This window comes from Actinosynnema sp. NPDC050801 (assembly GCF_040673975.1).
Taxonomy (GTDB): Bacteria; Actinomycetota; Actinomycetes; order Mycobacteriales; family Pseudonocardiaceae; genus Actinosynnema.
In genome coordinates this window covers 142,017-165,958 of the sequence record NZ_JBFAQZ010000002.1, presented here as the reverse complement: position 1 = coordinate 165,958, position 23,942 = coordinate 142,017, and the positions used below count along the sequence as shown (strand labels likewise).

Annotated in this window: 22 protein-coding genes; 5 read left to right on the top strand and 17 right to left on the bottom strand. The window is 72.9% G+C overall.

What is annotated here, in order from left to right:
* Window positions 1-26 precede the first annotated feature (26 nt).
* Both AB0K14_RS05645 and AB0K14_RS05640 read left to right on the top strand, forming a co-directional pair.
* Window positions 27-818 (top strand): ABC transporter ATP-binding protein, encoded by a 792-nt coding sequence (locus AB0K14_RS05645; RefSeq protein ID WP_360447820.1) that lies wholly within the window; start codon window positions 27-29, stop codon window positions 816-818.
* A complete protein-coding gene (locus tag AB0K14_RS05640) occupies window positions 818-3,256 on the top strand; it encodes an FtsX-like permease family protein (RefSeq protein ID WP_360447818.1) in 2,439 nt (812 codons plus the stop codon). Before AB0K14_RS05645 ends, AB0K14_RS05640 begins: the two co-directional genes overlap by 1 nt.
* Before the next feature lie 19 nt (window positions 3,257-3,275).
* Here the strand turns inward: AB0K14_RS05640 and AB0K14_RS05635 are convergent, their stop codons facing one another.
* Window positions 3,276-4,268 carry a Gfo/Idh/MocA family oxidoreductase gene (locus AB0K14_RS05635; protein ID WP_360447816.1) on the bottom strand — a complete coding sequence of 331 codons (993 nt, stop codon included), beginning with the start codon at window positions 4,266-4,268 and terminating at the stop codon, window positions 3,276-3,278.
* A gap of 146 nt (window positions 4,269-4,414) precedes the next feature.
* Between AB0K14_RS05635 and AB0K14_RS05630 the strand changes: the two genes are divergently transcribed.
* Window positions 4,415-7,165, top strand: coding sequence for a hypothetical protein (locus AB0K14_RS05630; RefSeq protein ID WP_360447814.1), 2,751 nt, complete (start codon window positions 4,415-4,417; stop codon window positions 7,163-7,165).
* A 12-nt stretch (window positions 7,166-7,177) separates the two neighbouring features.
* On the opposite strand, the gene AB0K14_RS05625 is transcribed toward AB0K14_RS05630, so the two are convergent.
* Genes AB0K14_RS05625 through AB0K14_RS05600 form a run of 6 tightly spaced genes read right to left on the bottom strand, consistent with a single transcriptional unit; the run spans window position 7,178 to window position 11,350 of the window.
* Window positions 7,178-7,876: a DsbA family protein gene (locus AB0K14_RS05625; protein WP_360447812.1), complete on the bottom strand. Its 699-nt coding sequence runs from the start codon at window positions 7,874-7,876 to the stop codon at window positions 7,178-7,180.
* A 1-nt stretch (window position 7,877) separates the two neighbouring features.
* Window positions 7,878-8,612 carry a 3-oxoacyl-[acyl-carrier-protein] reductase gene (gene fabG, locus AB0K14_RS05620; RefSeq protein WP_360447810.1) on the bottom strand — a complete coding sequence of 245 codons (735 nt, stop codon included), beginning with the start codon at window positions 8,610-8,612 and terminating at the stop codon, window positions 7,878-7,880.
* Window positions 8,609-9,061, bottom strand: a complete 453-nt coding sequence (locus tag AB0K14_RS05615) for a 3-hydroxyacyl-ACP dehydratase (protein WP_360447808.1) — start codon at window positions 9,059-9,061, stop codon at window positions 8,609-8,611. Before AB0K14_RS05615 ends, fabG begins: the two co-directional genes overlap by 4 nt.
* The gene (locus AB0K14_RS05610; protein ID WP_360447806.1) at window positions 9,058-9,345 is read right to left on the bottom strand and encodes a hypothetical protein; all 288 of its coding nucleotides are present in this window, start codon (window positions 9,343-9,345) and stop codon (window positions 9,058-9,060) included. The genes AB0K14_RS05615 and AB0K14_RS05610 overlap by 4 nt, the downstream gene beginning before the upstream one ends.
* The gene (locus AB0K14_RS05605; RefSeq protein WP_360447804.1) at window positions 9,342-10,391 is read right to left on the bottom strand and encodes a beta-ketoacyl synthase N-terminal-like domain-containing protein; all 1,050 of its coding nucleotides are present in this window, start codon (window positions 10,389-10,391) and stop codon (window positions 9,342-9,344) included. The genes AB0K14_RS05610 and AB0K14_RS05605 overlap by 4 nt, the downstream gene beginning before the upstream one ends.
* Window positions 10,388-11,350, bottom strand: coding sequence for a thioesterase family protein (locus AB0K14_RS05600; RefSeq protein WP_360447802.1), 963 nt, complete (start codon window positions 11,348-11,350; stop codon window positions 10,388-10,390). The genes AB0K14_RS05605 and AB0K14_RS05600 overlap by 4 nt, the downstream gene beginning before the upstream one ends.
* Window positions 11,351-11,427: 77 nt before the next feature.
* Here AB0K14_RS05600 and AB0K14_RS05595 point away from each other — a divergent pair, with 77 nt between their 5' ends.
* Window positions 11,428-12,594 carry a transposase gene (locus tag AB0K14_RS05595; protein WP_360447800.1) on the top strand — a complete coding sequence of 389 codons (1,167 nt, stop codon included), beginning with the start codon at window positions 11,428-11,430 and terminating at the stop codon, window positions 12,592-12,594.
* 65 nt (window positions 12,595-12,659) lie between these two features.
* Here AB0K14_RS05595 and AB0K14_RS05590 read toward each other — a convergent pair whose 3' ends face one another.
* The 6 genes from AB0K14_RS05590 to AB0K14_RS05565 form a co-directional block, all read right to left on the bottom strand.
* Window positions 12,660-13,412 (bottom strand): alpha/beta hydrolase, encoded by a 753-nt coding sequence (locus AB0K14_RS05590; RefSeq protein WP_360447798.1) that lies wholly within the window; start codon window positions 13,410-13,412, stop codon window positions 12,660-12,662.
* Window positions 13,412-14,644, bottom strand: a complete 1,233-nt coding sequence (locus AB0K14_RS05585) for a beta-ketoacyl-[acyl-carrier-protein] synthase family protein (RefSeq protein ID WP_360447796.1) — start codon at window positions 14,642-14,644, stop codon at window positions 13,412-13,414. Before AB0K14_RS05585 ends, AB0K14_RS05590 begins: the two co-directional genes overlap by 1 nt.
* A gap of 43 nt (window positions 14,645-14,687) precedes the next feature.
* Complete coding sequence (locus AB0K14_RS05580; protein ID WP_360447794.1) at window positions 14,688-14,951, bottom strand: acyl carrier protein; 264 nt, start codon at window positions 14,949-14,951, stop codon at window positions 14,688-14,690.
* A gap of 102 nt (window positions 14,952-15,053) precedes the next feature.
* Complete coding sequence (locus AB0K14_RS05575) at window positions 15,054-15,818, bottom strand: AfsR/SARP family transcriptional regulator (RefSeq protein ID WP_360447792.1); 765 nt, start codon at window positions 15,816-15,818, stop codon at window positions 15,054-15,056.
* Window positions 15,819-15,826: 8 nt separating this feature from the next.
* Window positions 15,827-16,534, bottom strand: a complete 708-nt coding sequence (locus AB0K14_RS05570) for an AfsR/SARP family transcriptional regulator (protein ID WP_360447790.1) — start codon at window positions 16,532-16,534, stop codon at window positions 15,827-15,829.
* A gap of 278 nt (window positions 16,535-16,812) precedes the next feature.
* Window positions 16,813-17,214 carry a histone-like nucleoid-structuring protein Lsr2 gene (locus tag AB0K14_RS05565; RefSeq protein WP_360447788.1) on the bottom strand — a complete coding sequence of 134 codons (402 nt, stop codon included), beginning with the start codon at window positions 17,212-17,214 and terminating at the stop codon, window positions 16,813-16,815.
* A gap of 478 nt (window positions 17,215-17,692) precedes the next feature.
* Here AB0K14_RS05565 and AB0K14_RS05560 point away from each other — a divergent pair, with 478 nt between their 5' ends.
* Complete coding sequence (locus tag AB0K14_RS05560; protein WP_360447786.1) at window positions 17,693-19,381, top strand: DEAD/DEAH box helicase; 1,689 nt, start codon at window positions 17,693-17,695, stop codon at window positions 19,379-19,381.
* A gap of 124 nt (window positions 19,382-19,505) precedes the next feature.
* Here AB0K14_RS05560 and AB0K14_RS05555 read toward each other — a convergent pair whose 3' ends face one another.
* From AB0K14_RS05555 to AB0K14_RS05540, 4 genes are all read right to left on the bottom strand, one after another.
* Window positions 19,506-20,141 (bottom strand): response regulator transcription factor, encoded by a 636-nt coding sequence (locus AB0K14_RS05555; RefSeq protein ID WP_360447784.1) that lies wholly within the window; start codon window positions 20,139-20,141, stop codon window positions 19,506-19,508.
* Window positions 20,138-21,340: a sensor histidine kinase gene (locus AB0K14_RS05550; protein ID WP_360447782.1), complete on the bottom strand. Its 1,203-nt coding sequence runs from the start codon at window positions 21,338-21,340 to the stop codon at window positions 20,138-20,140. The genes AB0K14_RS05555 and AB0K14_RS05550 overlap by 4 nt, the downstream gene beginning before the upstream one ends.
* Entirely contained in the window at window positions 21,337-22,518 is a 1,182-nt protein-coding gene (locus AB0K14_RS05545) for a DUF418 domain-containing protein (protein WP_360447780.1), read from the bottom strand. The genes AB0K14_RS05550 and AB0K14_RS05545 overlap by 4 nt, the downstream gene beginning before the upstream one ends.
* An 80-nt stretch (window positions 22,519-22,598) precedes the next feature.
* Entirely contained in the window at window positions 22,599-23,924 is a 1,326-nt protein-coding gene (locus tag AB0K14_RS05540) for a carboxylesterase family protein (RefSeq protein ID WP_360447778.1), read from the bottom strand.
* Window positions 23,925-23,942: the final 18 nt, after the last annotated feature.

Sequence of the window (23,942 nt, the reverse complement as noted above, 5' to 3'; positions counted from 1 at the left end):
ATAGGTCCCACGTGGGGAGCAAGAACGTGAATCTATCTCCGATTCAAGGCACGGATGACGTCGTCCGACTGCATTCCGTCCGCAAGGTTTACGGCAGCGAGCGGAACGGCGTAGTGGCCCTTGATGGAGTCACGCTCGGCATCGCGCGTGGCACCTTCACCGCGGTGATGGGCCCTTCCGGGTCGGGCAAGAGCACCGCGCTGCACTGCGCCGCCGGCCTCGACCGGCCGACCTCGGGTTCCGTGCTGCTCGACGGCCAGGAGATCACCGGCCTGAGCGAGCGCGAGCTGACCAGGTTGCGCCGGGAGCGCATCGGCTTCGTCTTCCAGTCCTTCAACCTGCTGCCGGCGCTGACCGTGGTGGAGAACGTCCAGTTGCCGCTGCGCCTGGCGGGCCGCCGGCCCAAGCGGTCCCAAGTGGACGACGTGATCGCCCGCGTCGGGCTCGCCGACCGCCGCAGGCACCGCCCCGGCGAGCTGTCCGGCGGCCAGCAGCAGCGGGTGGCCATCGCCCGCGCGCTCATCACCGAGCCGGCGGTGATCTTCGGCGACGAGCCGACCGGCGCGCTCGACACCCGCACCGCGCTGGAAGTCCTGGCCCTGCTGCGCCAGGCCGTGCGGGACGTCGGCCAGACCGTGGTGATCGTGACCCACGACCCGGTGGCCGCCGCGCACGCCGACCGCGTCGTCTTCCTCGCCGACGGCCAGATCGCGGGCGAGCTCACGTCCCCGACCGCGCACGCGGTCAGCGAGCGGATGACCCAGCTCGGCGCCTGGGCCGACGTGCCCGCGGGCGACCTGGCCGGCGGGGTGCGCTGATGCTGCGCCTCGCCCTGCGCACCCTGCGCTACCGGATCGGCGGCTTCACCGCCTCGTTCATCGCGCTGTTCCTGGGCGCGGCGATCGTGATGGCGTGCGGCGGCCTGATGGAGACCGGCATCCGCGAGGCCGTTCCGCCGCAACGGCTCGCGGCCGCGCCCCTGGTCGTCACCGGCGACCCGTCCTACCTGGAACGCGCGCCGATCGACGCCTCGCTGGCCGCCAAGGCCGCCGACGTCGACGGCGTCGCCGAGGTCGTGTCGGACGTGGCGTTCCCGGTGACCCTGCCCGACGGCGCGGAGGCGACCGGCCACACGTGGTCCGGCGCGCGCCTCGCGCCCTACACCGTGGACCAGGGCCGTGCGCCGCAGGGTCCGGGCGAGGTCGTGGTGGTCGCCGGGGCCAGCGCGCCCCTGGGTGGCACGGTCGCGCTGCGCATCGGCTCGACCGAGGTCGACTACCGGGTGGTCGGCATCGCCAAGGCCCCGGTCGACGCGGCGGCGGTGTTCTTCGCCGACGACGAGGCGCGCCGGCTGTACGCCAAGCCCGGCAAGGTCGACCTGATCGGCGTGCTGCTCGACCCGGGCGCGACCGCGGACGGCGTGCGCGAGGGCCTCACGGCCGCGGTCGCCGACCGCCACGTGACCGTGCTCGCGGGCGACGAACGCGGTCTCGCGGAGTTCCCCGACGCCGGGGGTGGCGGCGAGGCGATCATCACGCTGTCCGCCGTCTTCGGCGGTCTGGCGATCATGGTCGCGATGTTCGTCGTGGCGGGCACGCTCGGGCTGTCGGTGCAGCAGCGGTACCGGGAAATGGCGCTGTTGCGGGCGATCGGCACCACGCCGGGCCAGCTGCGCAGGCTGGTGCTGGGCGAGACGACGGTCGTCGCGGTGCTCGCGACCCTGCTGGGCTGGCCGGTGAGCGGGTACCTCGGCGAGTGGCTGCTGACCCAGTTGTCCGGCGCGGGCGTGGCGCCCGCGGCGATGGTCTACCGGCAGGGCTGGGTGCCGGTGCTGGCCGGTGTCGGCATCTCGTTGCTCAGCGCGCTGATCGCGGCGTTCGTCGCGGGCCGCGGCGCGGCGGTGACCAGGCCGACCGAGGCGTTGATGGCGGCCAGCCTGCAGAACCGCTGGTTCAGCGTGCCGCGACTGGTGTTCGCGCTGCTGTGCCTGGGCGGCGGCACGGCGTTGAGCATCATCACCGCCCTGGTCATGGACGGCCCGGTGGCGGCGAGCACGGCCGGTCCCACGGCGATGCTGTGGGCGTCGGGCATCGCGCTGCTCTCCCCCGCCGCCGCACGGGTGCTGATCGCGATCCTGCGCTGGCCGGTGCGCGCCGTGTCCGGGCTGGCCGGTTACCTGGCGGTGCTCAACACCGGGGCGCGGCGGGTGCGGGTGGCCGGCGCCATCACGCCGGTCATGCTCGCCACGGGCCTGGCCACCGCGCTGATCTACCTGCAGACCACGCAGGCGGACGCGGCGTCGGGGGCGTTCGCGGAGAGCCTGCGGGCCGACGCCGTGATCACCAGCTCGACCGGCGGGATGCCGCTGGAGCTGGTGGACGAGGTGCGCGCACTGCCCGGCGTGGAAGCGGCGTCGGCCGTGGTCGACACCGAGGCCTACTTCCCCGACCACGAGGACGGCGACGAGGAGATCACCGTGCTCGGCGTGACGCCCAGCGGTGTCACGCGAACCATGGGCGTGGACGTCACCGCCGGGTCGTTGGACGACCTGCGCGGCGACGCGGTCGCGTTGCCGACCGGCTGGGCGGAGTCGTTGAACGCCGCCGTCGGCGACTCGGTGAGGATGAAGCTCGGTGACGGCTCGGTGGTGGACCTGGAGGTCGCCGCCCTGCACGCGGGCGCGTTCGACGCGGCGCTGATGCCCGCGGAGCTGGTCGTCGCGCACACCACCGGCGGTCAGGCGGCGCAGATCCTGGTGAAGGGCCCGGAATCGGCGCTGGCGCCGCTGACCGAGCGGAACCCGGACCTGGAGGTCGCCGACCGCGAGCGGGCCCTGGCCGCGGGCGGTGGCGGGGAGCAGACCGGCGCGTGGGTCAACTACCTGCTGGTCGGCATGATCCTGGCGTACACGGTGATCTCGCTGGTGAACACGCTGGTGATCGCGACCGGTGAACGGCGGCGCGAGTTCGCGCTGCAACGGCTGATCGGCGCCACGCACGGGCAGATCCTGCGCATGGTCGGCGTCGAGTCGGTGGTGATCTCGTTGGGCGGCATCATCCTGGGCGCGATCGTGTCCGCGGTGACGCTCATCCCGTTCGCCATCGCGTTGAACGGCACGTACTGGCCGCAGGGCCCGATCGGGATCTACCTGGTCGTGGTGGGCTCGGCGACCGGCCTGACGCTGCTGTCGACCCTGTTGTCCACGGCGTACGTGCTGCGCACTCCGCCGGTGGAAGCGGCGGCGGCGCTGGACTGAGGTGTGGCACCGAGGTGTGTCACGGCCGGCGTCGGAGGTCCACTTCGGCGCCGGTCGCGGCCGACCGCACCAACGCCTCGCCCACCCGGGCCGTGCGCGCCGAGTGGGCGGGCGACACCAGCGGCGTGACCTTCTCCCGCACGGCTTCGGCGAACGCGGCCGCCTGGTGCTCGTAGGCGTCGGACGCGGGTACGACCTCGTCCCGCACGCCGTCGAGCGTGACGACGGTGATCAGCCCTTCCTCGTCGGGACGGGTCCACGCGTTGCGCACGGCGATCGAGCCGCGCGTGCCCTGGAACTCGTAGGCGGCGCGCGGCCCGTAGTCGAGGCCGTAGTCGAGCACCGCCCAGCGGCCGTCGCCGAAGTCGAGCGTGGCGACGGCGCTCAGGTCGACCTCCCGCGCGTGCCGGTGGAACCGCGCCCGCACCGAGCGCGGTTCCGCGTCGAACGCCCACAGCGGCACGTCGAACGCGTAGCAGCCGACGTCCCACGTCGCGCCGCCGCCCAGGGCCGCGTCGAACCGGATGTTGCCCTCCACCGCGGTCGGGTACGCGAACGCCGACCGCACCACCCGCAGCTCGCCGATCTCACCGGACGCGAGCAGCTCGGCGGCCCGCACCTGCTGGGGGTGGAAGCGGTACATGTACGCCTCCATGACCACGAGGTCGGCGGCGGCGCGTTCGACCCGCACGCAGTCCTCTTCGGACAGCGCCATGGGCTTCTCCACCAGCACGTGCTTGCCCGCGTCGAGCGAGCGCAACGTCCACGGCACGTGCAGGCTGTTCGGCAGCGCGATGTACACCGCGTCGACGTCCGGGTCGGCCAACAGCTCGTCGTACCCGTCGTGCACGCGCGCACCGAACGGTCGCGCCACCTCCTCGGCGGCGGCACGCCTCCCCTGACGACCTGCCACCGCCACCACCGCGTTGCCCGGCGTGCGGTGGATGGCGGGCACGACCCGGCCCGCGATGTGGGCGGTGGCCCCGAGCACACCCCAGCGCAGCGGCTTCACAGCCGGAGCTTAATCGCTTAACCCGTCGGGTCCGCACCCCGGAGCCGGTCGGTCCGCCGCGCCGCGAGGACACGTCCCGGTTGTCTCCGCGGTATCGGGTAGCTCCTCCTCGTCGGTGAGCCGACCATCGGAGGTGGACGACGGGGGTGGGAGTGGCGGACCGGACCGAGTACGACGCGTTCATCAGCTACAGCCACGCGCGTGACGGACGGTCGGGCCCCGCGCTGCGCACCGGGCTCCAGCGCCTGGCCAAGCCGTGGTACCGGCCGCGGGCGATGCGGGTGTTCCTGGACGACGCGAGCCTGCCGGCCGACCCGGACCGGTGGGGCCCGATCGAGCGGGCGCTGGCCTCTTCGCGGTGGCTGGTGCTGATGGCCTCGGTCGAGGCCGCCCGGTCGGCGTGGGTGGCCCGCGAGGTCGAGTGGTGGCTGGTCCACCGGTCCGCGGACCGCATCCTGGTGGTGCTGACCGACGGCGAACCGGACCCCGACCACGAGGCCACCGCGCTGCCGCCCCCGCTGCGGGCCGCGATGACCACCGAGCCGCGCTGGGTGGACCTGCGGTGGCTGCGCGACGTCGAGCGCGTCGACCAGGCCGATGCCCGCTTCCGCGACTGCGTCGCCGACGTCGCCGCGACCGTGCGCGGCGTGCCGAAGGACGACCTGCTCGGCGAGGACGTCCGCCGCCACCGCACGACCCGGCGCCTGGCACGCGGCACCGCGGTGGTGTCGGCGCTGCTCGCGGTGCTGGCCGTGGTCGGCGCGGTGGTGGCGGTCGTGCAGCGGGACGACGCGCGCACCGAGGCGCGGATCGCGACCGCGCGCGGCCTGGCGTCCGCCGCCCTGGCCAACGTCGACACCCGGCTCGACCTGGCGCACCTGCTCGCGGTGGAGGCCTACCGGACCGATCCGCGGCCGGTGACCAGGTCGGTGCTGTTCCAGGTGCTGACCGCGAGCCCGCACCTGGAGCGCTACCTGCACGTGGGTTCCCGCGTCACGTCGGTCGCGGCGTCACGTGACGGCCGCGTCGCCGTCGCGGGCACCGCGACCGGCCGCGTGGTGCGGTGGGACCTCGTCGGCGGTACCAGGACCGAACTCGCGCTGGACCACCCGGTGGTCGACGTCGCGGTCGACGCCGACGGCAACGCGGCAGCCGTGCTCGCCGAGGGTCGCGCGGTGCGCTGGGACGGTCGGGACGCGGTCACCGAGGTCGGGGTGCCGGCGGGCCACAACCGCGGCAGCGCGGCGATCTCCCCGTCCGGCGAGGTCGTCGCCTTCCTCTCGCACCGCCTCGAACCGGGCGGCACCCGCGACCCCGCGGGCCGGGTGGTCGTGCACGACCGGCGCACCGGGCGGTCGGCCGAGTCCTCGGCGCGGAACTGGCCGGAGAAGGTGGCGCTGAGGTCCGATGACGAACTCGCGGTGCTCGCCCCCACCGAGTGGCAGCTGCGCTCGGTGGACGACCTGGCCGTGCGCCGGTCCACACCGGTGTCCGTGCTGCCCGCGGACGGCGGGCACGCCGCGGGGTATTCCCCCGACGGCGCCCACTTCGCCTGGACGCGGGACGGCGAGACCTGGCAGTGGCGCACCGACGGGGTCGCGACGGCGCACTACGACACGGCGGACGTCCGGTTGCCGGTCGGCGAACCCGATCCCGAGTCGCTCGCCGTGAGCCCGGACGGGACCCGGATCGCCGCCGGCCACACCGGTGTCCTGCAAGTGCTGGAGACCTCCGGCGCGGACCAGGGCCGGCGGTGGCGGCTGCCGGGCAACGACAGCCGGGCCGACGCGCTCGCGTTCGCGGGCGACTCCGACCACCTGCTGTCCGGCACCGACGACGCCCTCGTGCTGTGGGACCTGACCCGCAACACCCGCGTCGGCGAGCCGTTGCGCGGCGACGTACCCGACACCTGCCGGGCCTGCCGCGCGCCGTGGCTGGTGACGTCACGGGACCGGATCGCCGTCGTCGCGCGGCAGAGCGTCCTGGTGGAGACCGAAGACGGCGTCTCCACCGGGTTCGAGGACCCGAGGGTGGACGACCACCACGCGGCACCGGTGTGGAGCGCGGACGGCAACCGCCTGCTGGTGCTGTCGCTGCCGAGCGCGACCGTGGACGTCTACGACCGCGATGGCGCCGAGCTGCTGGACCAGTGGCCCGCCGTGCCCGGGGTGGAGGACCTCATGGCCGCCCGCGCGTCGGCCGACGGCGCCCGGCTGGTGCTGGTCGACCAGGACGGTCGGGTGCACGTGCTCGACAGCTCCACCGGCGCGGTGCTGGACGTGGTCGAGACCGGCGTGGACACCTCGCTGCTCGCCCGACCCGTGCAAGCCGACCGCGCCTCGGTCAGCGCCGACGGCGGGAGGGTCGCGGTGTCGGGGGCGGCCGGTGTGGTGCTGGTCGACGTCACCGCGGGCACGACGCGGGAGTTGTCCGGCGGACCCGCCACCTCGGTGCACCACACCGAGGCGCACCTGCTGGTGGAGCGGGCGACCGCGGTCGAGGTGTGGGACCGCGACGGCACGACGTTGCTCCGCTCGGTCCCGTCCACCGGGCGGTGGGTCCCCGGCCTGGCCGCCACCCCCGACGGTCGCGTGGCCGCCCGCGTCCGCGCCGACCACGTGCTGGTGCTGACCGACCTGGGCTCCGGCGAGACCCTGGGCACGATCCCGCCGGCACGCCCCTCCCAAGGGGTGTCGCGGCTGACCGCCGTGGCGCCGGGCACCGACGGGAGCCACCTGCTCACCGTCGAGCCGGGCGGCGAGCTGACCCGCTGGCACCTCGCCGAACGGGAGTGGACGCGCGCCGCGTGCGCCGCGGCCGGGCGCGACCTGACCACCGACGAGTGGCGGCGCCACGTGGGCACCCGGCCACCCGACGTGCTCACGTGCGCGCGCTGACCGCGTCCGGTGTCAGCCGCACCCGCCCGCGTGACCCTCGTCCGTCGACCGCCCCAACCCCACCGCGCTGGACGAGGCCGGCATCGCCGCGGCCGGCACGAGCTTCGACCGCACGTGCGCGACGAAGTCCGGCAACCGGTCCACCCCCCAGAACCGGGTGAACCGGTGCACGAAGAACGGCACACCGAACGCGCCGTCCTTGCAGACGTCCATCAGCAGCTCGACACCTCGCGCCCGCAGCTCCGGGTCCTCGCTCGCACCCGACACCTCGCCCGGGTCGAGCCCCAGTTCCACCGCGATCCCGGCGACGGTCTCGCGGGAGCAGATGTCACGCCCCTGCTCCCACCGCGCCCGGTACGCCGCAGCGATGTACTCGCGCCCGACCCCCTCGCGCAGCGCCACCACGTAACCCAGGTGCGGTACCTCCCACACCGGCTCGCGGTCCACCGGCCACGTGAGCGCCAACCCGCGCGCCGCCGCCAACCGGGCCACGTCCTGCAGGATGTAGAAGTGCTTCGCCCGGGACATCGCGGTGTACGGGAACTGCTCACCGCGTTCGCCCAGCGCCCGCTCGTTGCGCTCGTCGGGCTCCCAGAACGGCGCCCACTCGACCGCCTCCGCCACGTCCGGGTACTCGCGCAGCAGGTCGTGGTAGGCCAGCCAGGAGTACGGGCTGCGCAGCGAGAAGTAGAACCGCGGGGTGCGCGCCACCTCAGATCACCAGCCCGCCGTCGACCCCGAACACCTGGCCCGTCACGTAGGACGCCTGGTCCGACACCAGGAACGACACCAGGTCGGCCACCTCCTCGGGCCGGCCGAACCGCCCCAGCGGTATCTGCGCCGCCATCCGGTCGGCGAACTCCTCGCCCAGCCCCGCGACCATGTCGGTCTCGATGAACCCCGGCGCCACCGCGTTGACCCGGATGCCGTACTTGCCGACCTCCTTGGCCAACGCCTTGCTGAACCCGATGATCCCCGCCTTGGACGCGGAGTAGTTCGTCTGCGTCGCGTTGCCGTACACGCCGGCCACCGACGACAGCGTCACCACCGAGCCCGCCTTGCGCTTCATCATCGCGAACACCGCCGCCTTCGCCAGGTGGAACGTGCCGTCGAGGTTGACCCGCAGCACCCGCTGCCAGTCCTCCTCCTTCATCAGCACCAACGGGTTATCGCGCACGATCCCCGCGCACGACACCACCGCGTGCAACGGCCCCAGCGCGCGCTCGGCGTCCTTGACGAACCGGTCCACCTCGCGCTTCTCGGCCACGTCCACCTGCGCGGTGAACACGGCCGCGCCCGCCGCGGCGGCCTCCTTCTCCACCACCTCGGCGGCGTCGCGGTTCGACTGGTAGCAGAACGCCACGTCGAACCCGTCCCGCGCGAGCCGGGCCACCACCTGGTGCCCGATGCCCCGCGACCCGCCGGTCACCAGCGCCACGCGCCTCATGCCAGTTCCTCCGCCCTGCGCCGTGCCATCGTGAACGAGCCGACCTCCAGCACCTTGCGCCCGGCGACCAGGCTGTGGCCCGCGAGGATCGCCGCGTCGGCCACCTCCCGGACCAGCCGGACGTGGTGCTCCACCACGTCGCCGGGCACCACGTCGCCGTGCACGACGACGTCGCGGATACCGCTGATCAACTCGACCTTGTCGGCCAGGACGTCCGGGTTCGGGTTGCCCCAGCGGGTCAGCAGCACCGCGGACTGCGCCCACGACTCCATCAGCAGCCCCAACGGGTAGGCGTCCTCGACGTCGGTCCCCGCGTAGCACGGTTCGCGGCCGCTGACCGCCTTCAGCGTCACGATGCTGCCGCCCGGGTCCACTTCGGACACCCGGTCCACCAGCAGCACCGGGAACCGGTGCGGGATGATCCGGCGGATGCCGGCCAACCCGGTCACGACGTCACCAGCCGCAGCTTGAACTCCGCCACCGGACCCGCGCCCGTGGACACCGTCGCCGCGCACCGCACCTGGTCCTCCTCCGCCGTCAGCACCGTCTCGACGGTCAACGTGTCGCCGGGGAACACCGGCCGCAGGAACTTCGCCCGGTCCAGCGCGGCCACCCGGTGGCCGGGCAGCGCCGCCCGCACGTGGTCGAGCACGAACAGCCCCGGCATGATCGGGAAGCCCGGGTAGTGCCCGGCGAACACCGGGTCCGCCGGGTCCACGTACACGGTGCTCACGGCAGGTCCAGCACGACGCAGCCGACCGTGCCGTCGCGTTCGACGCCGGTCACCAGCACGGTGCCCGACCGGCCGGACGCGACCGCCGCCGCGAGCTGGAAGCTCGCCACCGCCGCCGACGTGTCGCCCACCAGGGGCACGCACCGCAGCCACTCGGGCGTGCGGCCCAACGCCGCCACCACGGCCGCCTCCTCGGCGCCGTCGGTGGAGACGAGCACGACGTCCGCCGGGTCCACGGCGGCCTCCGCCAACGCGGTCCGCACGCACTCGCGCAACGCCTCCGCCGCGCCGCCGGGCTCGAAGAACCCGCGGAACCGGGTCGTCACCACGCGGGCCAGCACCGGCCGTCCCGCCCGGGTCGACTCGCGCTCCAGCAGCACCACCGCGCCGCCCTCGCCGAGCGGCCCGGCCGTACCCTCGCTGCCGCGCCACTCCAGCCACGCGCGCTGCTCGGAGTACTCCTCGGCCGCACCGACCAGCACCCGGTCCGCGTGCCCGCCGCGCAGCAGCCGTGCCGCGTAGTTCAACGCCAGCAGCCCGGTCAGCGCGCCGCCCGCGATGGTCGTGTTGGGGCCCTTGATCTTGTGCCAGATCGCGCTCTGCCCGGCGGCGCGGTTCATCACCGTGTTCGGGAACAACGCCGGGTCGACGTGGTAGGGCTTGTCGCCGGTGAGCCCGTCGCGGGTGAAGTCCATGATGGACTGCACGCTGCCGGACCCGGTGCCCAGCACCACGCCCACCCGCTCGGGCTGCTCCAGCAACTCCGGCCCGCACTCCTCCAGCAACCGGCCGACCGTGCTGACGGCCAACGCCGTGACGCGGTCCATGGTGCGCGTGCCCTTCTTGCCCAACGCGCCCGCCGCGCTGAAGTCCGGCACCAGCGCCGCCCGCTCGAACGGGCCGCCGGGCGCCGGGGCGAGCGCCGGGACGCCCGCCCGCACACCGCCGGCGAACGCCTCCGAACCCATCCCGAACGGCGACACCGCCGACCACGCCGAGATGACCAGCGCGTCCGCCGCGGTCGCCGCTGCCGGTGAAGCCGTCACGACGCACCACGCCCGCTCAGCGACCCGGCCTTGCCGGTGATGGCGCCGATGAGGCGGTCGTCGAAGTCGACCAGGCTCCAGTCCTTGCGGTTCTCGATGACCGCCCAGCCGTGCGTGATGCGACCGGTCGCGGTCGGCACCAGCTCGCCGTCGCGCAGCACGTAGCAGTCCATCCGGGCGGTGAAGGTGTACCGCTTGAAGACCTCCTCCACGGTGAACACCGTGTAGAGCGTCTCCTCCATGTTCGCCTCGCCGAGGAACGTGATCCGCGACTTCGGCACCACCGGGATCCAGTTCTGCTCGTCCAGCAGCGTCTTGATCGACGCGCCGCGGTCCTCGACGAAAAGGTCGAGGATCTCCTCCATCTGGCGGAGGTAGCCCGACATCTGCACGCGCTCGGTGAAGTGGCAGTAGAAGTAGGGGATCCGCCACGCCCAGGCGAAGGCGTTCTTGCCTGCCGTGAGCAGGTCCAACGGGTCCGCGTCACCGACCGCGAGCGGCTCTAGGGCGCCGACCTTGTCCAGCACCGCCTGCTCGGGCGCGCCGATCGCGTCCACCACGTGCGGCAGCAGCTCGGCGGGCGCCGGCTCGGCGTCGAAGCCGTGCGGGTCGAGCCGGAACGACACCGCGACCTTCGACTTCACCGCCTTCACCGCCTTGCCGTCGCGCTCCACGGTGAGTTCCACGACGAGGTTGAGCGGCCCGTTCCCCTCGACCCGCCGCACCGTGGCCTGCGCGAGGTCGTCGATGTGGAACGCGGTGAGGATCTTGGTGTCGAGGTCGGTGATGTCGGTGCACAACCCGAACCGCTCGTAGAGCGCACCCGCCGGGAACCCGCTCTGCCGCAGGTGGTCGAGCACCGCTTCCTCGACCATGTAGTTGACGTGCTTGAAGCCGATCCAGGTGCAGATGTTCGAGCCCTCGTAGCGGGGCCGCAGCGAGACGGTCGTGGTGGTCACCTGTACTCCAATCTGGTACCAGGAGCCGGGTCGGGCCCCGAGTTGCGGTCGAACTGATGTTCGCTAGGGTCTGCCGCGTGAAGCAGACGGTGCAGGTGAGAGTGGTGCCGACAGCGTCGGAGGCGTCGGCCCTGCTGAGCACGCTGCGGGTCTGCAATCAAGCCGCGACCTGGCTGTCCGAGCAGGTCCACAGGGACGCGGCGATTCGGAAGTTCGACACCCAAAAGCGGTTCTACCTCGAACTCAAGAGCAGGTTCGACCTCGGCGCACAGCCCGCGATCCCGGTGATCGGCAAGGTCGTCGACGCCTACACGTCCTTGCGCTCCAACAACCAGGTCAGGTCGGGGCGTCGCGGCAGGGCGGACACCGCACCGGTCGTCTTCCGTCCCACCGCCGCGCAACCTTTCGATCGGCGTTGCCTTTCCTGGCAGCTCGACTCGGCCGACAGGACAGGTACAGTCTCGATCTGGACCGTCGCTGGTCGCCTCAAAGGTGTGCGGATCGCGGGAAGCCCCGAGCACATGACGTTGTTGCGCACGAGGCCGATCGGCGAGACCGACTTGATCCACCGCGACGGCAAGTGGTTCCTGCATGCCGTGGTCGAGAGTCCTGCGGCTTCGGAACGCCCGCCGGTGAACGGGTTCCTCGGCGTGGACCTCGGTATCGTCAACATCGCCACCACCAGCGATGGTGAGCGCATGTCCGGATCGCGCCTCAACCGCTACCGCAAGCGGCAACTGGGCATCCGGAAACGTCTGCAAGCCAGGAAGACCACCTCTGCGCGCCGGTTGCTGAAGAGACGGCGAAGGAAGGAGGCGCGCTTCGCGGCGGACACCAACCACCGGATCAGCAAGCGCATCGTGGCCGAGGCTGAACGCACCGGGCGGGGCATCGCCGTCGAACAGTTGACGGGAATCCGCGCGCGGGTACGGCTTCGCAAGCCCCAACGGGCCACGTTGCACTCGTGGGCGTTCGCCCAACTCGGTCGCTTCTTGGCGTACAAGGCGGCGCGAGCCGGGTTGGCGTTCGTCCGAGTCGACCCCGCCTACACGTCCCAGACGTGCGGGGACTGCGGATACGTCGACAAGAGAAACCGACGCTCTCAGGCGTCCTTCATCTGTGGCCGGTGCGGCTTCGTTGGGCATGCCGACCACAACGCAGCGGGCAACATCGCCGATCGCGGTGCTGCCTGCTGGGGCGAAGCCATGCGTCCGCACGCAGCGCCGACCCTCGCAGCCAGCTAGGGCGGCAGCAGCAACTCTACCGAGGCCCCGGCGATCCAGAGGGCGAAGGCCCTCGACGCGCCGGGTCATGGCGTCAGCTCCAAGTGTTCGTCGAAGAAGTCGCGGACCAGGGCCGCGAGGCGGTCGGGCTGTTCGATCATCGGGAAGTGGCCGCAGCCGTCCAGCAGCTCGAACCGGCCGCGGGGCAGGGCTTTGGCCAGGGCGCGGCCGTCGTCGGGGCGGGCGGCGATGTCGTCCACGCCGCTCACCACGAGCACCGGCGCGTCGACCCGGGACAGGTCCAGGAACGGGGTGCGCAGGTAGGTCTGGAACCACCGGGTCCAGCCGTACGGGCCGACCTGGTCGCGCAACGCCCTGGCCAGCCACTCGCGCTTGGCCTCGGGGAAGCGGACCGTCTCGCCGACGCGCAGCGCCTCGGTGAACGTGCGGTGGAAGTCGTTGAGGTAGTAGGAGATCGTGGCCCAGTCGAAGTCGGCGGGCTCCGGCCGGTAGAACGGGCACACCAGCACCGTCGGGCGCGGCGGCACGCGGCCGTCGGCGTAGCACTCCAGCAGCAGGTTCGCGCCCAGCGAGTGCGCCACCACGACGTCGTGGGAGGCCGAGACGACGTCCACCACGAACCGGCCGGGGTCGGGCGCGTGGCCCCACGCCGGGTCGGCCATCCCGTGCCACGGCAGTTCCGGCTTGACGGCGGCGAAGCGGGGCGGCAGGGCCAGGGCGTCCCACACCGCCGCCTTGCCCGCCAGACCGTGCAGGAACAGCGCTCGAACCTGCCGGACCACTTCCCGCCGGTCCCCCACCTGTCGGGCGTCGACCATCACACGGTGTCCCGGTACCGGCCCAGGATCAGCACCGAGTTGTTGCCCGCGAACGCCAGCGCGTTGTTCTGCACCACGTTCAGCGTGGCCGGCCGCGCCTGGTTGGGCACGCAGTCCAGCCCGACCTCGGGGTCGGTCTCGGTGTGGTTGATGGTGGGCGGGATGAAGCCCTCGGTGATCGCCAGCGCGCACGCCGCCGAGGCCAGCGCCGACGCCGCGCCCATCGAGTGGCCGAGCATCGACTTGATCGACACGGTGGGCGGCGGCGCGTCGAACACCTGCCGGATCGCGCCGGACTCGGTGACGTCGTTGGCCTTGGTGCCGGTGCCGTGCGCGGAGATGAAGTCGATGTCCTCGGGCTTGACGCCCGCGTTGCTGTGCGCCAGCTCGATGCACCGGGCCAGGCTGTCCCGGTCGGGCGCCACGGGGTGGTTGGCGTCGCAGTTGAGGCCGTAGCCCAGCACCTCGGCGTAGATCCGGGCGCCGCGGGCCAGCGCGGACTCCAGCGACTCCAGCACCAGGATGCCGCCGCCCTCGCCGGTGAGGATGCCCTTGCGGTCCTTGTCGAACGGCGCGCACACCTCCGGCGCGATGGTGCCCAGCCGGTAGAAGCCGGTGAACGTCTTGCGGCACACCGCGTCCGCGCCGCCGACCAGCGCGACGTCGACCTCGCCCTCGCGGATGGCGTCGAAGCCGTTGCCGATGGCGTAGTTGCCGGCGGCGCACGCGGTGGGGATGGTCACCGCCTCCACGTCGGTCAGCGCCAGCTCGCGCACGATGCTGGACGACAGCCGCCCGGCCGTGGACCGGCGCGCGACCACCGGGTTCCACGACTCGGGGCCGTGCTCGATCTGCTGCGCGACGAGGTTGTCCAGGTCGCGGGACTCCGCGTCGGTCGTGCCCACGGACACCAGCGCCCGCTTGCCGCGCAGCTCGTCCAGGGTCATGCCCGCGTCGCCGACGGCCATCCGCGCGGCGGCGGCGGAGAACTGCCCGGCCCGGCCGAGCTCGTCGGGGTCCACCCGCTCCAGCCACGCGGCCGGGTCGAAGTCGGTGACCTCGGCGCCGTTGGCGTGGCTGAAGCCGGTGGTGTCGAACGAGGTGATGGGTTTGATCCCGCTGCGGCCCTCGCGCAGGCCGGCCAGGAACTCGCTGACGCCGATGCCGATGCTGGTGACCACCCCGAGACCCGTGATCACCACCCGGCGCGGCTGCCGCCCTCCGTCGTGCATCGTGTCCTCCAAGTCCGGTGCCGGACCGCTCGACGGTGCGGGGCTACTTGGCGGCCTGGGCTTCGGCGACGACCGCGATGACGCCTTCCAGGTTGACCATCCGGGTCAGCTCGGCCTGGTCGATCTCCACGCCGAAGGTGCGCTCCAACGCGGACAGGATCTCGATGGCGCCGAGCGAGTCCGCGTCGTGGTCCTCCTTGAAAAGGCTCGTGTCGGTCATCTCCTCCGGGTCGATCTCGAGGATTTCCGACACGATCTCCTTGATCTTCGCCTTGCCGTCCGCGTCGATCTGCACCGAACTGGTCACCGAGCACCTCCGAGAACACGGGTTTCTGCGCTACCGGTGCCCAGAATGCTTTTCGCGGCTATATCCGGCCTATGCGGCGGGCTATACGGCCGCCTGGCCGCGCTACACCGCCACGCGGCGCGGCGAGGCCAGCACGGGGTCGGCGGTGAGGATGGCCAGGTGCACCTCGCGCAGCAGCGAGCCGGGGTCGATGCCCAGTTCGTCGGCGAGCATGCGGCGGCCCTCCTCGTACAGCACGAGCGCGTCGGCCTGCCGGTCGCAGCGGTAGAACGTGGTCATGAGCTGGGCGCGGAACCGCTCCTGCAACGGGTACTGGTGCACGAGCTTGGTCAGCTCGGGCAGCAGCTGGGCGTGCCGGCCCAACGCCAGGTCGGCCTCGATGCGGCTCTCCAGCGCGGCGATGCGCGCCTCCTCCAGCCGCGGTGCCTCGGCGTCGGCCAGGTGCTCCGACACCCCGGTCAACGCGGGACCGTGCCACAGCCGCAACGCCGAGCGCAGCAGCCGTGCCGCGTCCTCGTACCGACCGGCGGCGAGCGCGGACTGGCCCTGCGCCGCCTGCTCCTCGAATTCCCGGAGGTCGAACGCGCATTCGGTGAGCCGCAATTCGTAGCCGCGGGACCGGCGGGTGATGCCGACCTCGCCGCGCAGCGTTTTGCGCAACCGGGAGACGTAGGTGTAGATCTGCGCGTTGAACGTGGCGGGTGGGTGGTCGCCCCACAGGAAATCGCTCATCTGGGTGTCGGAGACAGCGCCGTTGTCGGCGAGCAGCAGCGCCGTGAGGACGGTGCGCGGTTTCGACCCGTCCAGCGGCACCTCCTGCCCGTCGTGGTGCACCTCGACCGGCCCCAAGACCCGGAACTCCAGCACTTCGCCTCCTACAGCAGTACCTGGTCGTGGACGAGGATCGCCTGGTAGAGCCGTCGCATCGCGCGGCCGGGCTCCAACCCGAGCTCGCTCGCCAGGCGCCTGCGCGTGTGGTGGAAGACGTCGAGCGCCTCCGTCTGCCTGCCGTTGCGGTACAGCGCGACCATCAGCTGCTCGCTGAACCGCTCCCGCTCCGGGTACTCGGCCGCGAGCTGCTTGAGCTCGGACACGACGCCGCGGTCCTCGCCGTTGGCGAGCTTGGCGGCGATGAGGTCCTCCCGGGCGCTGAGCCTGCGCTCGTCGAGCCGGGCGGCCTCGATCCGGAACCGCAGGCCGTCGCTGACGTCGAACAGGGCCGGCCCGTGCCACAGCCGCAGCGCGCGCTCCAGCAGGTCGATCGCTTCGTCGGGGCGTTGCAGCACGAGCGCGGAACCGCGGTCGGCCAGGTCGCGGAACAGGTGCGCGTCGACCGCCTCGGCGGGCAGGTCGAGCACGTACCCGCTGCTCACCGTGCGGACCAGGCAGTCGCCCGGCACGTCGGCGAACTGCTCCAGCAGTTTGCGCAGCCGCACCACATTCGCCTGGAGCGCGTTGCGGGCGTTTCCCATCTGTTTACCCGCCCACAATTCCTCGACCAACTGGTCGAACGGAACGGGGGTGCCCGGTGAAAGCGCCAGCAGCGCGAGCAGGGTGCGCACCTGACGAGCGGCGACACCCATCCGACGATCCTCACGTGCGAGGGCGACAGCACCGAGAATCTGCACCTGCATGGTCACGACCCCCAGTCTCTAGACGACGCAGAGCGCGCTCCAACCGGCCGGTGAACCCAAAACGTCCAGCTAAAGCGGTTGACATGTTGCCCAGCCCGGATCGTTGGGGGGAAATATCATTTGGACCACCGGGAAGGTGCCGCCGAGGTATGCCGCCGATCGGGCCACCGCGTGACTCCGGCTGCTGTTGCCGTGATCGACGAACTTGGACCTGACGGCGGTCACGGCTACAGCGCGTCACGACCGCCTAGCCGCTTCGGGTGATCCGGGGCGTCCCGGGGGCCGGAACCGGGCCGGCGGTCGGGGTGCGCACGTCCGTAGGCCTCCAGCACGATCGCGGAGATCCGGCCGCGGTCGCAGACGCGGTACCCGTGCCGGCGCGCCCAGTGCCGCACGGTCGGCGCCTCTTGGGCATCGACGCTGCGTACCGGTGCGGGCGTGGTGCCGGGAAGGCGGCGCGCGGCGCGCACGAACCGGTCGAGCGCGGCGCGCAGCCGGGCCGCGTTGGCGGCGCCGAGGCGGATCTCGAACCACACGCCGTCGAGGCCGAACGAGACCGGCCGGACGTCGTGCCCGGTGTGCCCGTCCAGGTCGTCCACCGCCACGCCCACCACCCCCGGGTCGAACACTCACGCTCGGTATTGACCCGCGGCACGCTACCGGTGAGTTGACCATGAAGGGGATGCCGATCGCGAAATATAGGAGAGGTATAGCGGGCGGCTCCAGTGTTGCCTTCGGGTGAATCCCCGGTTCCGCGGACCGGCGACCGGTGCACCGGTGTTCGTCCGACCGGCCGACGCGCACCTTCGGGTTCACCCCCTCGAAATGACTTCACGTCGCCGTCGCGGGGTGATTCCCGATTCGTTCACCGACTCGTCCGGCGTCGCCGCACCCACCGTTAACCGTCAATTCGCACGAATTCCGGCGGTCAACTGTTGACGTGGCACGTGACGGACCGGATGTGCGCACCACGTCTTCGCGCGCAAGCCGGCCGCGCGGTTCCCACGAGTGGATCTTGATCGGTCCGCGCGTGCCGCCGGGTGGCGGTACGCGCCAGGCGACCCCCCTCACCGAGCGGTTCGAGGGCGATCAGCGAGACTTGAGGGTATGAACGACGAGCCCGACGACCGGACCAGCTTCGCCGACCTCGGGTTGCGCCCCGAACTCCTCCGGGCGCTGACCGGCCTCGGCTACGAGGAGCCCACCCCCATCCAGCGCGAGGCGATCCCGCCGTTGACCGGAGGCCGTGACCTGCTCGGGCAGGCCGCGACCGGCACCGGCAAGACGGCCGCGTTCGCGCTGCCCGTGCTGGAGCGCCTGGCGGCGAGCGAGCGCAACCAGAGGGCGCCGTTCGCGCTCGTGCTGGTGCCCACGCGCGAGTTGGCGGTGCAGGTTTCCGAAGCGGTGCACCGGTACGGCCGGGAGCTGGGCGCGCGGGTGCTGCCGATCTACGGCGGCCAGCCCATCGGGCGGCAGCTGCGGGTGCTGGAGCAGGGCGTGGACGTCGTGGTGGCCACGCCGGGCCGTGCGGTCGACCACCTCAGCCGGGGCACGTTGAAGCTGGAGCACCTGGAAGTCGTCGTGCTCGACGAGGCCGACGAGATGCTCGACATGGGCTTCGCCGAGGACCTGGACACGATCCTGGCCGAGACGCCGGCGGGGCGGCAGACCGTGCTGTTCTCCGCGACCATGCCCGGCCGCATCGACCGGCTGGCCCGCCAGCACCTGTCCGACCCGGTGCGCATCACCATCGGCCGGGAGCAGGCCGAGCCGGGCGAGGCGCCGAAGGTGCGGCAGAGCGCGTACGTCGTGCCGCGCGCGCACAAGCCCGCCGCGCTGGGCCGGGTGCTGGACGTCGAGGCGCCGACCGCGGCGATCGTGTTCTGCCGCACCCGTGACGAGGTCGACCAGCTCACCGAGACGCTGAACGGGCGCGGCTACCGGGCCGAGTCGCTGCACGGCGGCATCAGCCAGGAGCAGCGCGACCGCGTGATGGCGCGGCTGCGCAACGGAACGGCCGACCTGCTGGTGGCCACCGACGTCGCCGCCCGCGGCCTGGACATCGAGCAGCTGACGCACGTCGTCAACTACAACGTGCCGTCCGCGCCGGAGTCCTACGTGCACCGCATCGGCCGGATCGGGCGGGCGGGCCGCGAGGGCGTGGCGATCACCCTGGCCGAGCCGCGCGAGCACGGCATGCTCAAGACCATCGAGCGCGTCACCAAGCAGCGCATCCACATGGAGAAGGTCCCCACGATCGCGGACCTGCGCGCGCGCAAGCTGGAGCTGACCCGCGCCGCGCTGCACGAGAGCCTGCTGGAGGACGACCTGGAGAGCTTCCGGGTCGTGGTGGAGACGCTGACCGACCAGTTCGACGTCATGGAGGTGGCGCTCGCGGCGGTGAAGCTCGCGCACGAGGCCACCGGCGCGGCGGCGGACGAGGAGGAGATCCCGGAGTACGTGCCGAGGTCCGGGCCGTCCGGTGAGCGCCGCGGTCGCGAGGGCGGCGGCGAACGCCGCGAACCGCGCAAGCCGCGCCGCCCGTCCGCGGGCATGACCAGGCTGTTCGTCGGTGCGGGACGCAGCTCGGGCATCCGGCCGCAGGACCTGGTCGGCGCGATCGCGGGCGAGGCGCGGCTCAACGGCCGCGACATCGGCGCCATCGAGATCGCCGACCGGTTCTCACTGGTGGAGGTGCCGGACTCGGCGGCGCAGCAGGTCATCGCGTCGCTGCGGGGCGCGACCATCAAGGGCCGCAAGGTCACCGTGCGGCGGGAGCGCGACGACCCGCGTTGACGGTGCCGCGTCGGCGGTGCCGGCGCGCTGACGGGTGCGGGCGCGATCGCGGTGCCGCGCGTTGCCGGGTGCCGGCGCGATGGCGATGCCGCGCGCTGCCGGTGCCGCGTCGGCGGTGCCGGGGTCAGCCGTCGAGCATGCCGAGCCGGTAGGCCGCGGCCACGGCGGACGCGCGGTCGGGCACCTCCAGCTTGGCGTAGATGTGCAGCAGGTGCGTCTTCACCGTCGCCTCGCTGAGGTAGAGCCGGGCGGCGGCCTCGCGGTTGCTCCGGCCCTCGGCGACGAGCGCGAGGACCTCGCGTTCCCGCGCGCTCAGCCTCGCCCGGGTCAGCGGTCGCGGGCGGATGCGGGTGAGCAGCAGGGCCGCGACCGACGGGGCCAGGACCGTCTCGCCGCGCGCCGCCGCGCGCACCGCCCGGAACAGCTCCTCGCGGGGTGCGTCCTTGAGCAGGTAGTCGATGGCGCCCGCCTCGATGGCGGGCAGCACGTCGGAGTCGGTGTCGTGGGTGGTCAGCACCAGGACCCGGGTGGTCGGCACGCGGTCCAGCAGCAGGCGGATCAGGACGCCGCCGCTCGGGTCGGGCATCCGCAGGTCGGTCAGCACCACGTCCGGGCGGGCCGCGGCCACCACGGTCAGGGCCTCGGTCCCGGAGGCCGCCTCGCCGACGACGGTGAGGTCCGGCTGCGTGCCGAGCATGCCGCGCAGCCCGTCCCGCACCACCGGGTGGTCGTCCACGACGACCAGGCGCAGCGGCGTCACCGGTCCACCCCGATCACCGGGACGGTGACGCTGACCGCGGTCCCGGCCCCGGGCGCGGACTCGATGTCGACGTCACCGGCCAACGCGCGCACCCGCTCCCGCAGCGCGGTGAGCCCGAACCCGCCGGCCCGCCCCGGCGTGAACCCGGTCCCGTCGTCGCGCACGTCCAAGACCACCACGTCCTCCATGTAGGACAGCGTGACGTCCACGCGTCGCGCCCCGGCGTGCCTGCCCACGTTGGACAGGCTCTCCTGGGCGGCGCGCAGGACGGTCACCTCGACCTCCGAGTGCAACGGCTGCGGCGTGCCGGTCACGGTGAACGTGGCGGGCACGCCGTACTGCTCCCGCCACGTCGCCACGGCCTGCCGCACCGCGTCACCCAACCGCGCGTCCTGCAACGGTCCGGGCCGCAACGCCTCGATCGAGCGGCGGACCTCCGCCAGGCTGGTGCGCGCCAGGCCGCCCGCGATGTCGATCCGGGTGCGCGCCGGACCGGGTGGGAGGGCGCGCTCGTCGAGCGCCTCCAGTTGCGTGACGATCCCGGTCAGCCCCTGGGCGACGGTGTCGTGGATCTCCCGGGCCAGCCGCGCGCGTTCGCCGGCGATCCCGGCGGCCCTGGCCTGGTCGACCAGCAGACCGTGCAGCCGGGCGTTCTCCGCGGCCACGGCGACCAGTTCGGCGTTGGTCTCCCGCCGCCGGACCGCCTCCCGCTCCATCGCCCTGATCATGGCGCCGACCAGCACGGCCAGCGCCGTGCTCAGGCCGAGGTTGAGCAGCAGCCGCCGCGGGTCCGGGCCGGGGATCATCAGCCACGGGATGTTCGCCGCCACCACACCGACGTACGCGCGCCACCCCGGCAGCGCGACGAACGCGAGCACGTAGCACATGGGGACGAACAGCTGGAACACCTCGCCGTGCAGCACCAGGACGGAGGTGAACACGAGCAGCCCGACGAAGTACCAGACCATCGGCCACACGAACCGGTCCCACCACTGCGGGTGCGCCACCACGAACCACCAGTGCCACACGGCGAGACCGGCGGCGATGCCCAGGGTGACGGCGTGGTGGGACCACCCGCCGGGATCGGTGGCCACCGACGCCGCACCGGCCACGAGCAGCAGGCCGAACGGGGCGAACGCCCATGCCTGGTTCCACCGCCGTTCCCGCAGCAGGCCCGACCGCTCGTCCACCGTCGTCACACCGCCATCTTCGCCGCCGCACGGCGATAAGTCAGCCGACGCAACACCGCCTCCGCCGGGCCACGCCTGCCCGTCCGCCGCAGCAGGGCGGCGAGGAGCACCGAGACCAGCCACGTGCCGAGGGCCACGACCGCCACCTCGGCGGTACCGAGCCACGCACCCCACCCCAGGCCCCAGGGCGTCAGCAACGCCACGAACACCGCGGACTGGAACAGGTAGCAGCTCAGGGAGCACTGCCCACCGGCGACGAGCAGCCGCACCACCGGTCCCCGGTGTTCGCCGACGCGGACCGCGACCAACCCGATGAGGGCCGCGTACCCGAGACCACCGGCGACCCCGGTCACCGCGTGCGACGCCGAGATGCCCCACAGCGCGAGCGGCGACGTCGGCGCCCAGACGCCGCCGACCGCGAGCGCGACCGGCAACCCGCCCGCCACCGCCGCCGTGAGCCCGATCGCGGCGGTGCGGACCAGCAGGGCGCGGTGCGCGGCCGGGTCGGTGAGCACCCCGCGCCGGCCGGCCCACGTGCCGACCAGGACGGCGCTGCCCACGCCGATGACGCCGAACGGCGTCAGCAGCCACTCCGCCGGTCGCAGGGCGAGCGCCCCCACCGCGTCCGACTGCTCGAAGGAGAGGAAGAAGGACCGTCCGCCGTCCGAGGGCACCATGTGGGCGGCTCCCTGCACCACCGCCACGACGACCAGCCACAGCGCGGCGGCGGTGAGCAGCTTGTGGTCCGACACCCGCCGCCACGCCACCACCAGGAACCCCAGGATCCCGTAGGTCACCAGGATGTCGCCGGGGAACAGCAGCACCACGTGCGCCGCACCGAACACGATCAGCCAGCGGCTCCGCCGGCGCAGCAGCCGCACGGCCTCCCGGTCGTCCACGTCGGACTCCCGCTGCCGCCGGTACGTGTGCACGACGCCGTAGGCGAACAGGGCCGCGAACATCGGGTACGCGCGCCCGTCGACCAGGGCCACGTCGAGCACACCGACGATCCGGTCGAGCACGCCGTCCTCGACTATGTGCTGGCGCACGCCGTACGGGCGGCCGTAGAGGTAGACGACGGAGTTGGCCAGGGCGATCAGGGCGAGCATCAGGCCGCGCGCCAGGTCCGGCGCGAGCGACCGTTCCCCGCCGGTGACCGGCCCCGGCGGGATTCGTGTGTGCGTCATGGCCCCAGCCTGGTGCGGCGCGAGGCGTGCGGGATCAACGATCCGGTCGACGGCGCGGGTCCACCGCGGACCCACGCCCGTCAACCGATCGGTCGATGCGCCGCGGCGCTGGAGGTGACGGGCTCGACGGGGTGGTCGACGGGCGCGAAGACGTCCACGCCCCGCCACGGCTCGCGCCGGGCCTCCACTTCGTCACCCCGGTGCCCGTCACCCCAGTGCCGCACACCGGTCCACCCCGGGTCACCGGTGGTGCAGAAGTCCACCCAGGCGCTGAGCATCCGACGGGACAGCGCGCGCTCGTCGTCGCCGGCCGGGCCGCCGATCAGGAAGTCGCCACCGTCCAGGTTGCCGAACGAGAACGGGACGTCCGCCGTGTGCCAGGCGGGTGGCCGGGTGAACCGCGCCAGGAACGCCCGCCCGTGCGCCTCGGCCAGCCTGGTGGTGGGTTCGGCGAACACGAGGTCACCGGCGAGCCGCACGTGCGCGTCCTCGAAGTGCTCGTATGCCGCCACCACGTGGTCCGGGACGCCCCAACCGCGGCCGAACGCGCGCAGGTCGGCCGGCGGTCGGAACGTGCCCACCGCCTCGAACAGGGCGTACTCGACGTCGGTGTGGCACAGCAGGGCGTCGACCGCCGGGGCCGGCGCGGGCAGCGCGTCGGCGACCGGCCCGAACAGCACCGGGTCCCAGCTCAGCGGTCCCCGGCGCTGCGCGGCCACGAGCGCGTCCGCCGAGGCCACCGCGGACTCCGGCGTCGCGGTGTCGATCCACTCCGCGACCCGCCGCGCGAACCCCCGCGTGTAACAGCGGCCCGGCACGCTGTGCGCGATGACCCGCCGCACCGGCTCCCACGCCGCCAGGAACAACGCCGATGCCGCGCCCGCCGACTGCCCGCCGACGGTGATGGTGCCGGGGTCGCCCCCGAACACCGCGATGTTCTCCCGCACCCACCGCAGCGCGGCCCGCTGGTCGAGCAGCCCGCGGTTGTCCGGCCGCCCGTCCACGTGCCCGAACCCCTCGAACCCGAGGCGGTAGTTGCACGTCACCACGACCAGCCCGGCCCGCGCCAGCGCGGTGCCGTCGTAGTCGGGCTGAGCCGACGACCCGAACGTGTAGGCGCCGCCGTGCACGTAGAACAGCACCGGCCACGGCCCGTCCGATGTGGACGGGGTCCACACGTTGAGCGTCAACACGTCCTCGTCACCCGGCCGCCACACCGGCGCGCCGGGCAACCGCGCGGACTGCGGCGCGATCGGCCCGAACTCCAGGCAGTCCCCGGAGGGGTCGGCGGGCACGGGCGCGGCGAACCGACGCGCACCGAACGGCGGTTCCGCGTACCGGATCCCCAGGAACGCGTCCACCCCGGCGTCGACCGCCCGGCCCCTGAACTGTCCACGTCGCGTCATCACGGCATACCCTGCCAC

Coding starts and splice junctions, on each gene's coding strand:
- AB0K14_RS05560 (WP_360447786.1), top strand. CDS start 17,693: ATGAACGACGAGCCCGACGACCGGACCAGCTTCGCCGACCTCGGGTTG.
- AB0K14_RS05640 (WP_360447818.1), top strand. CDS start 818: ATGCTGCGCCTCGCCCTGCGCACCCTGCGCTACCGGATCGGCGGCTTC.
- fabG (WP_360447810.1), bottom strand. CDS start 8,612: ATGAGGCGCGTGGCGCTGGTGACCGGCGGGTCGCGGGGCATCGGGCAC.
- AB0K14_RS05590 (WP_360447798.1), bottom strand. CDS start 13,412: ATGGTCGACGCCCGACAGGTGGGGGACCGGCGGGAAGTGGTCCGGCAG.
- AB0K14_RS05570 (WP_360447790.1), bottom strand. CDS start 16,534: ATGGGTGTCGCCGCTCGTCAGGTGCGCACCCTGCTCGCGCTGCTGGCG.
- AB0K14_RS05540 (WP_360447778.1), bottom strand. CDS start 23,924: ATGACGCGACGTGGACAGTTCAGGGGCCGGGCGGTCGACGCCGGGGTG.
- AB0K14_RS05545 (WP_360447780.1), bottom strand. CDS start 22,518: ATGACGCACACACGAATCCCGCCGGGGCCGGTCACCGGCGGGGAACGG.
- AB0K14_RS05585 (WP_360447796.1), bottom strand. CDS start 14,644: ATGCACGACGGAGGGCGGCAGCCGCGCCGGGTGGTGATCACGGGTCTC.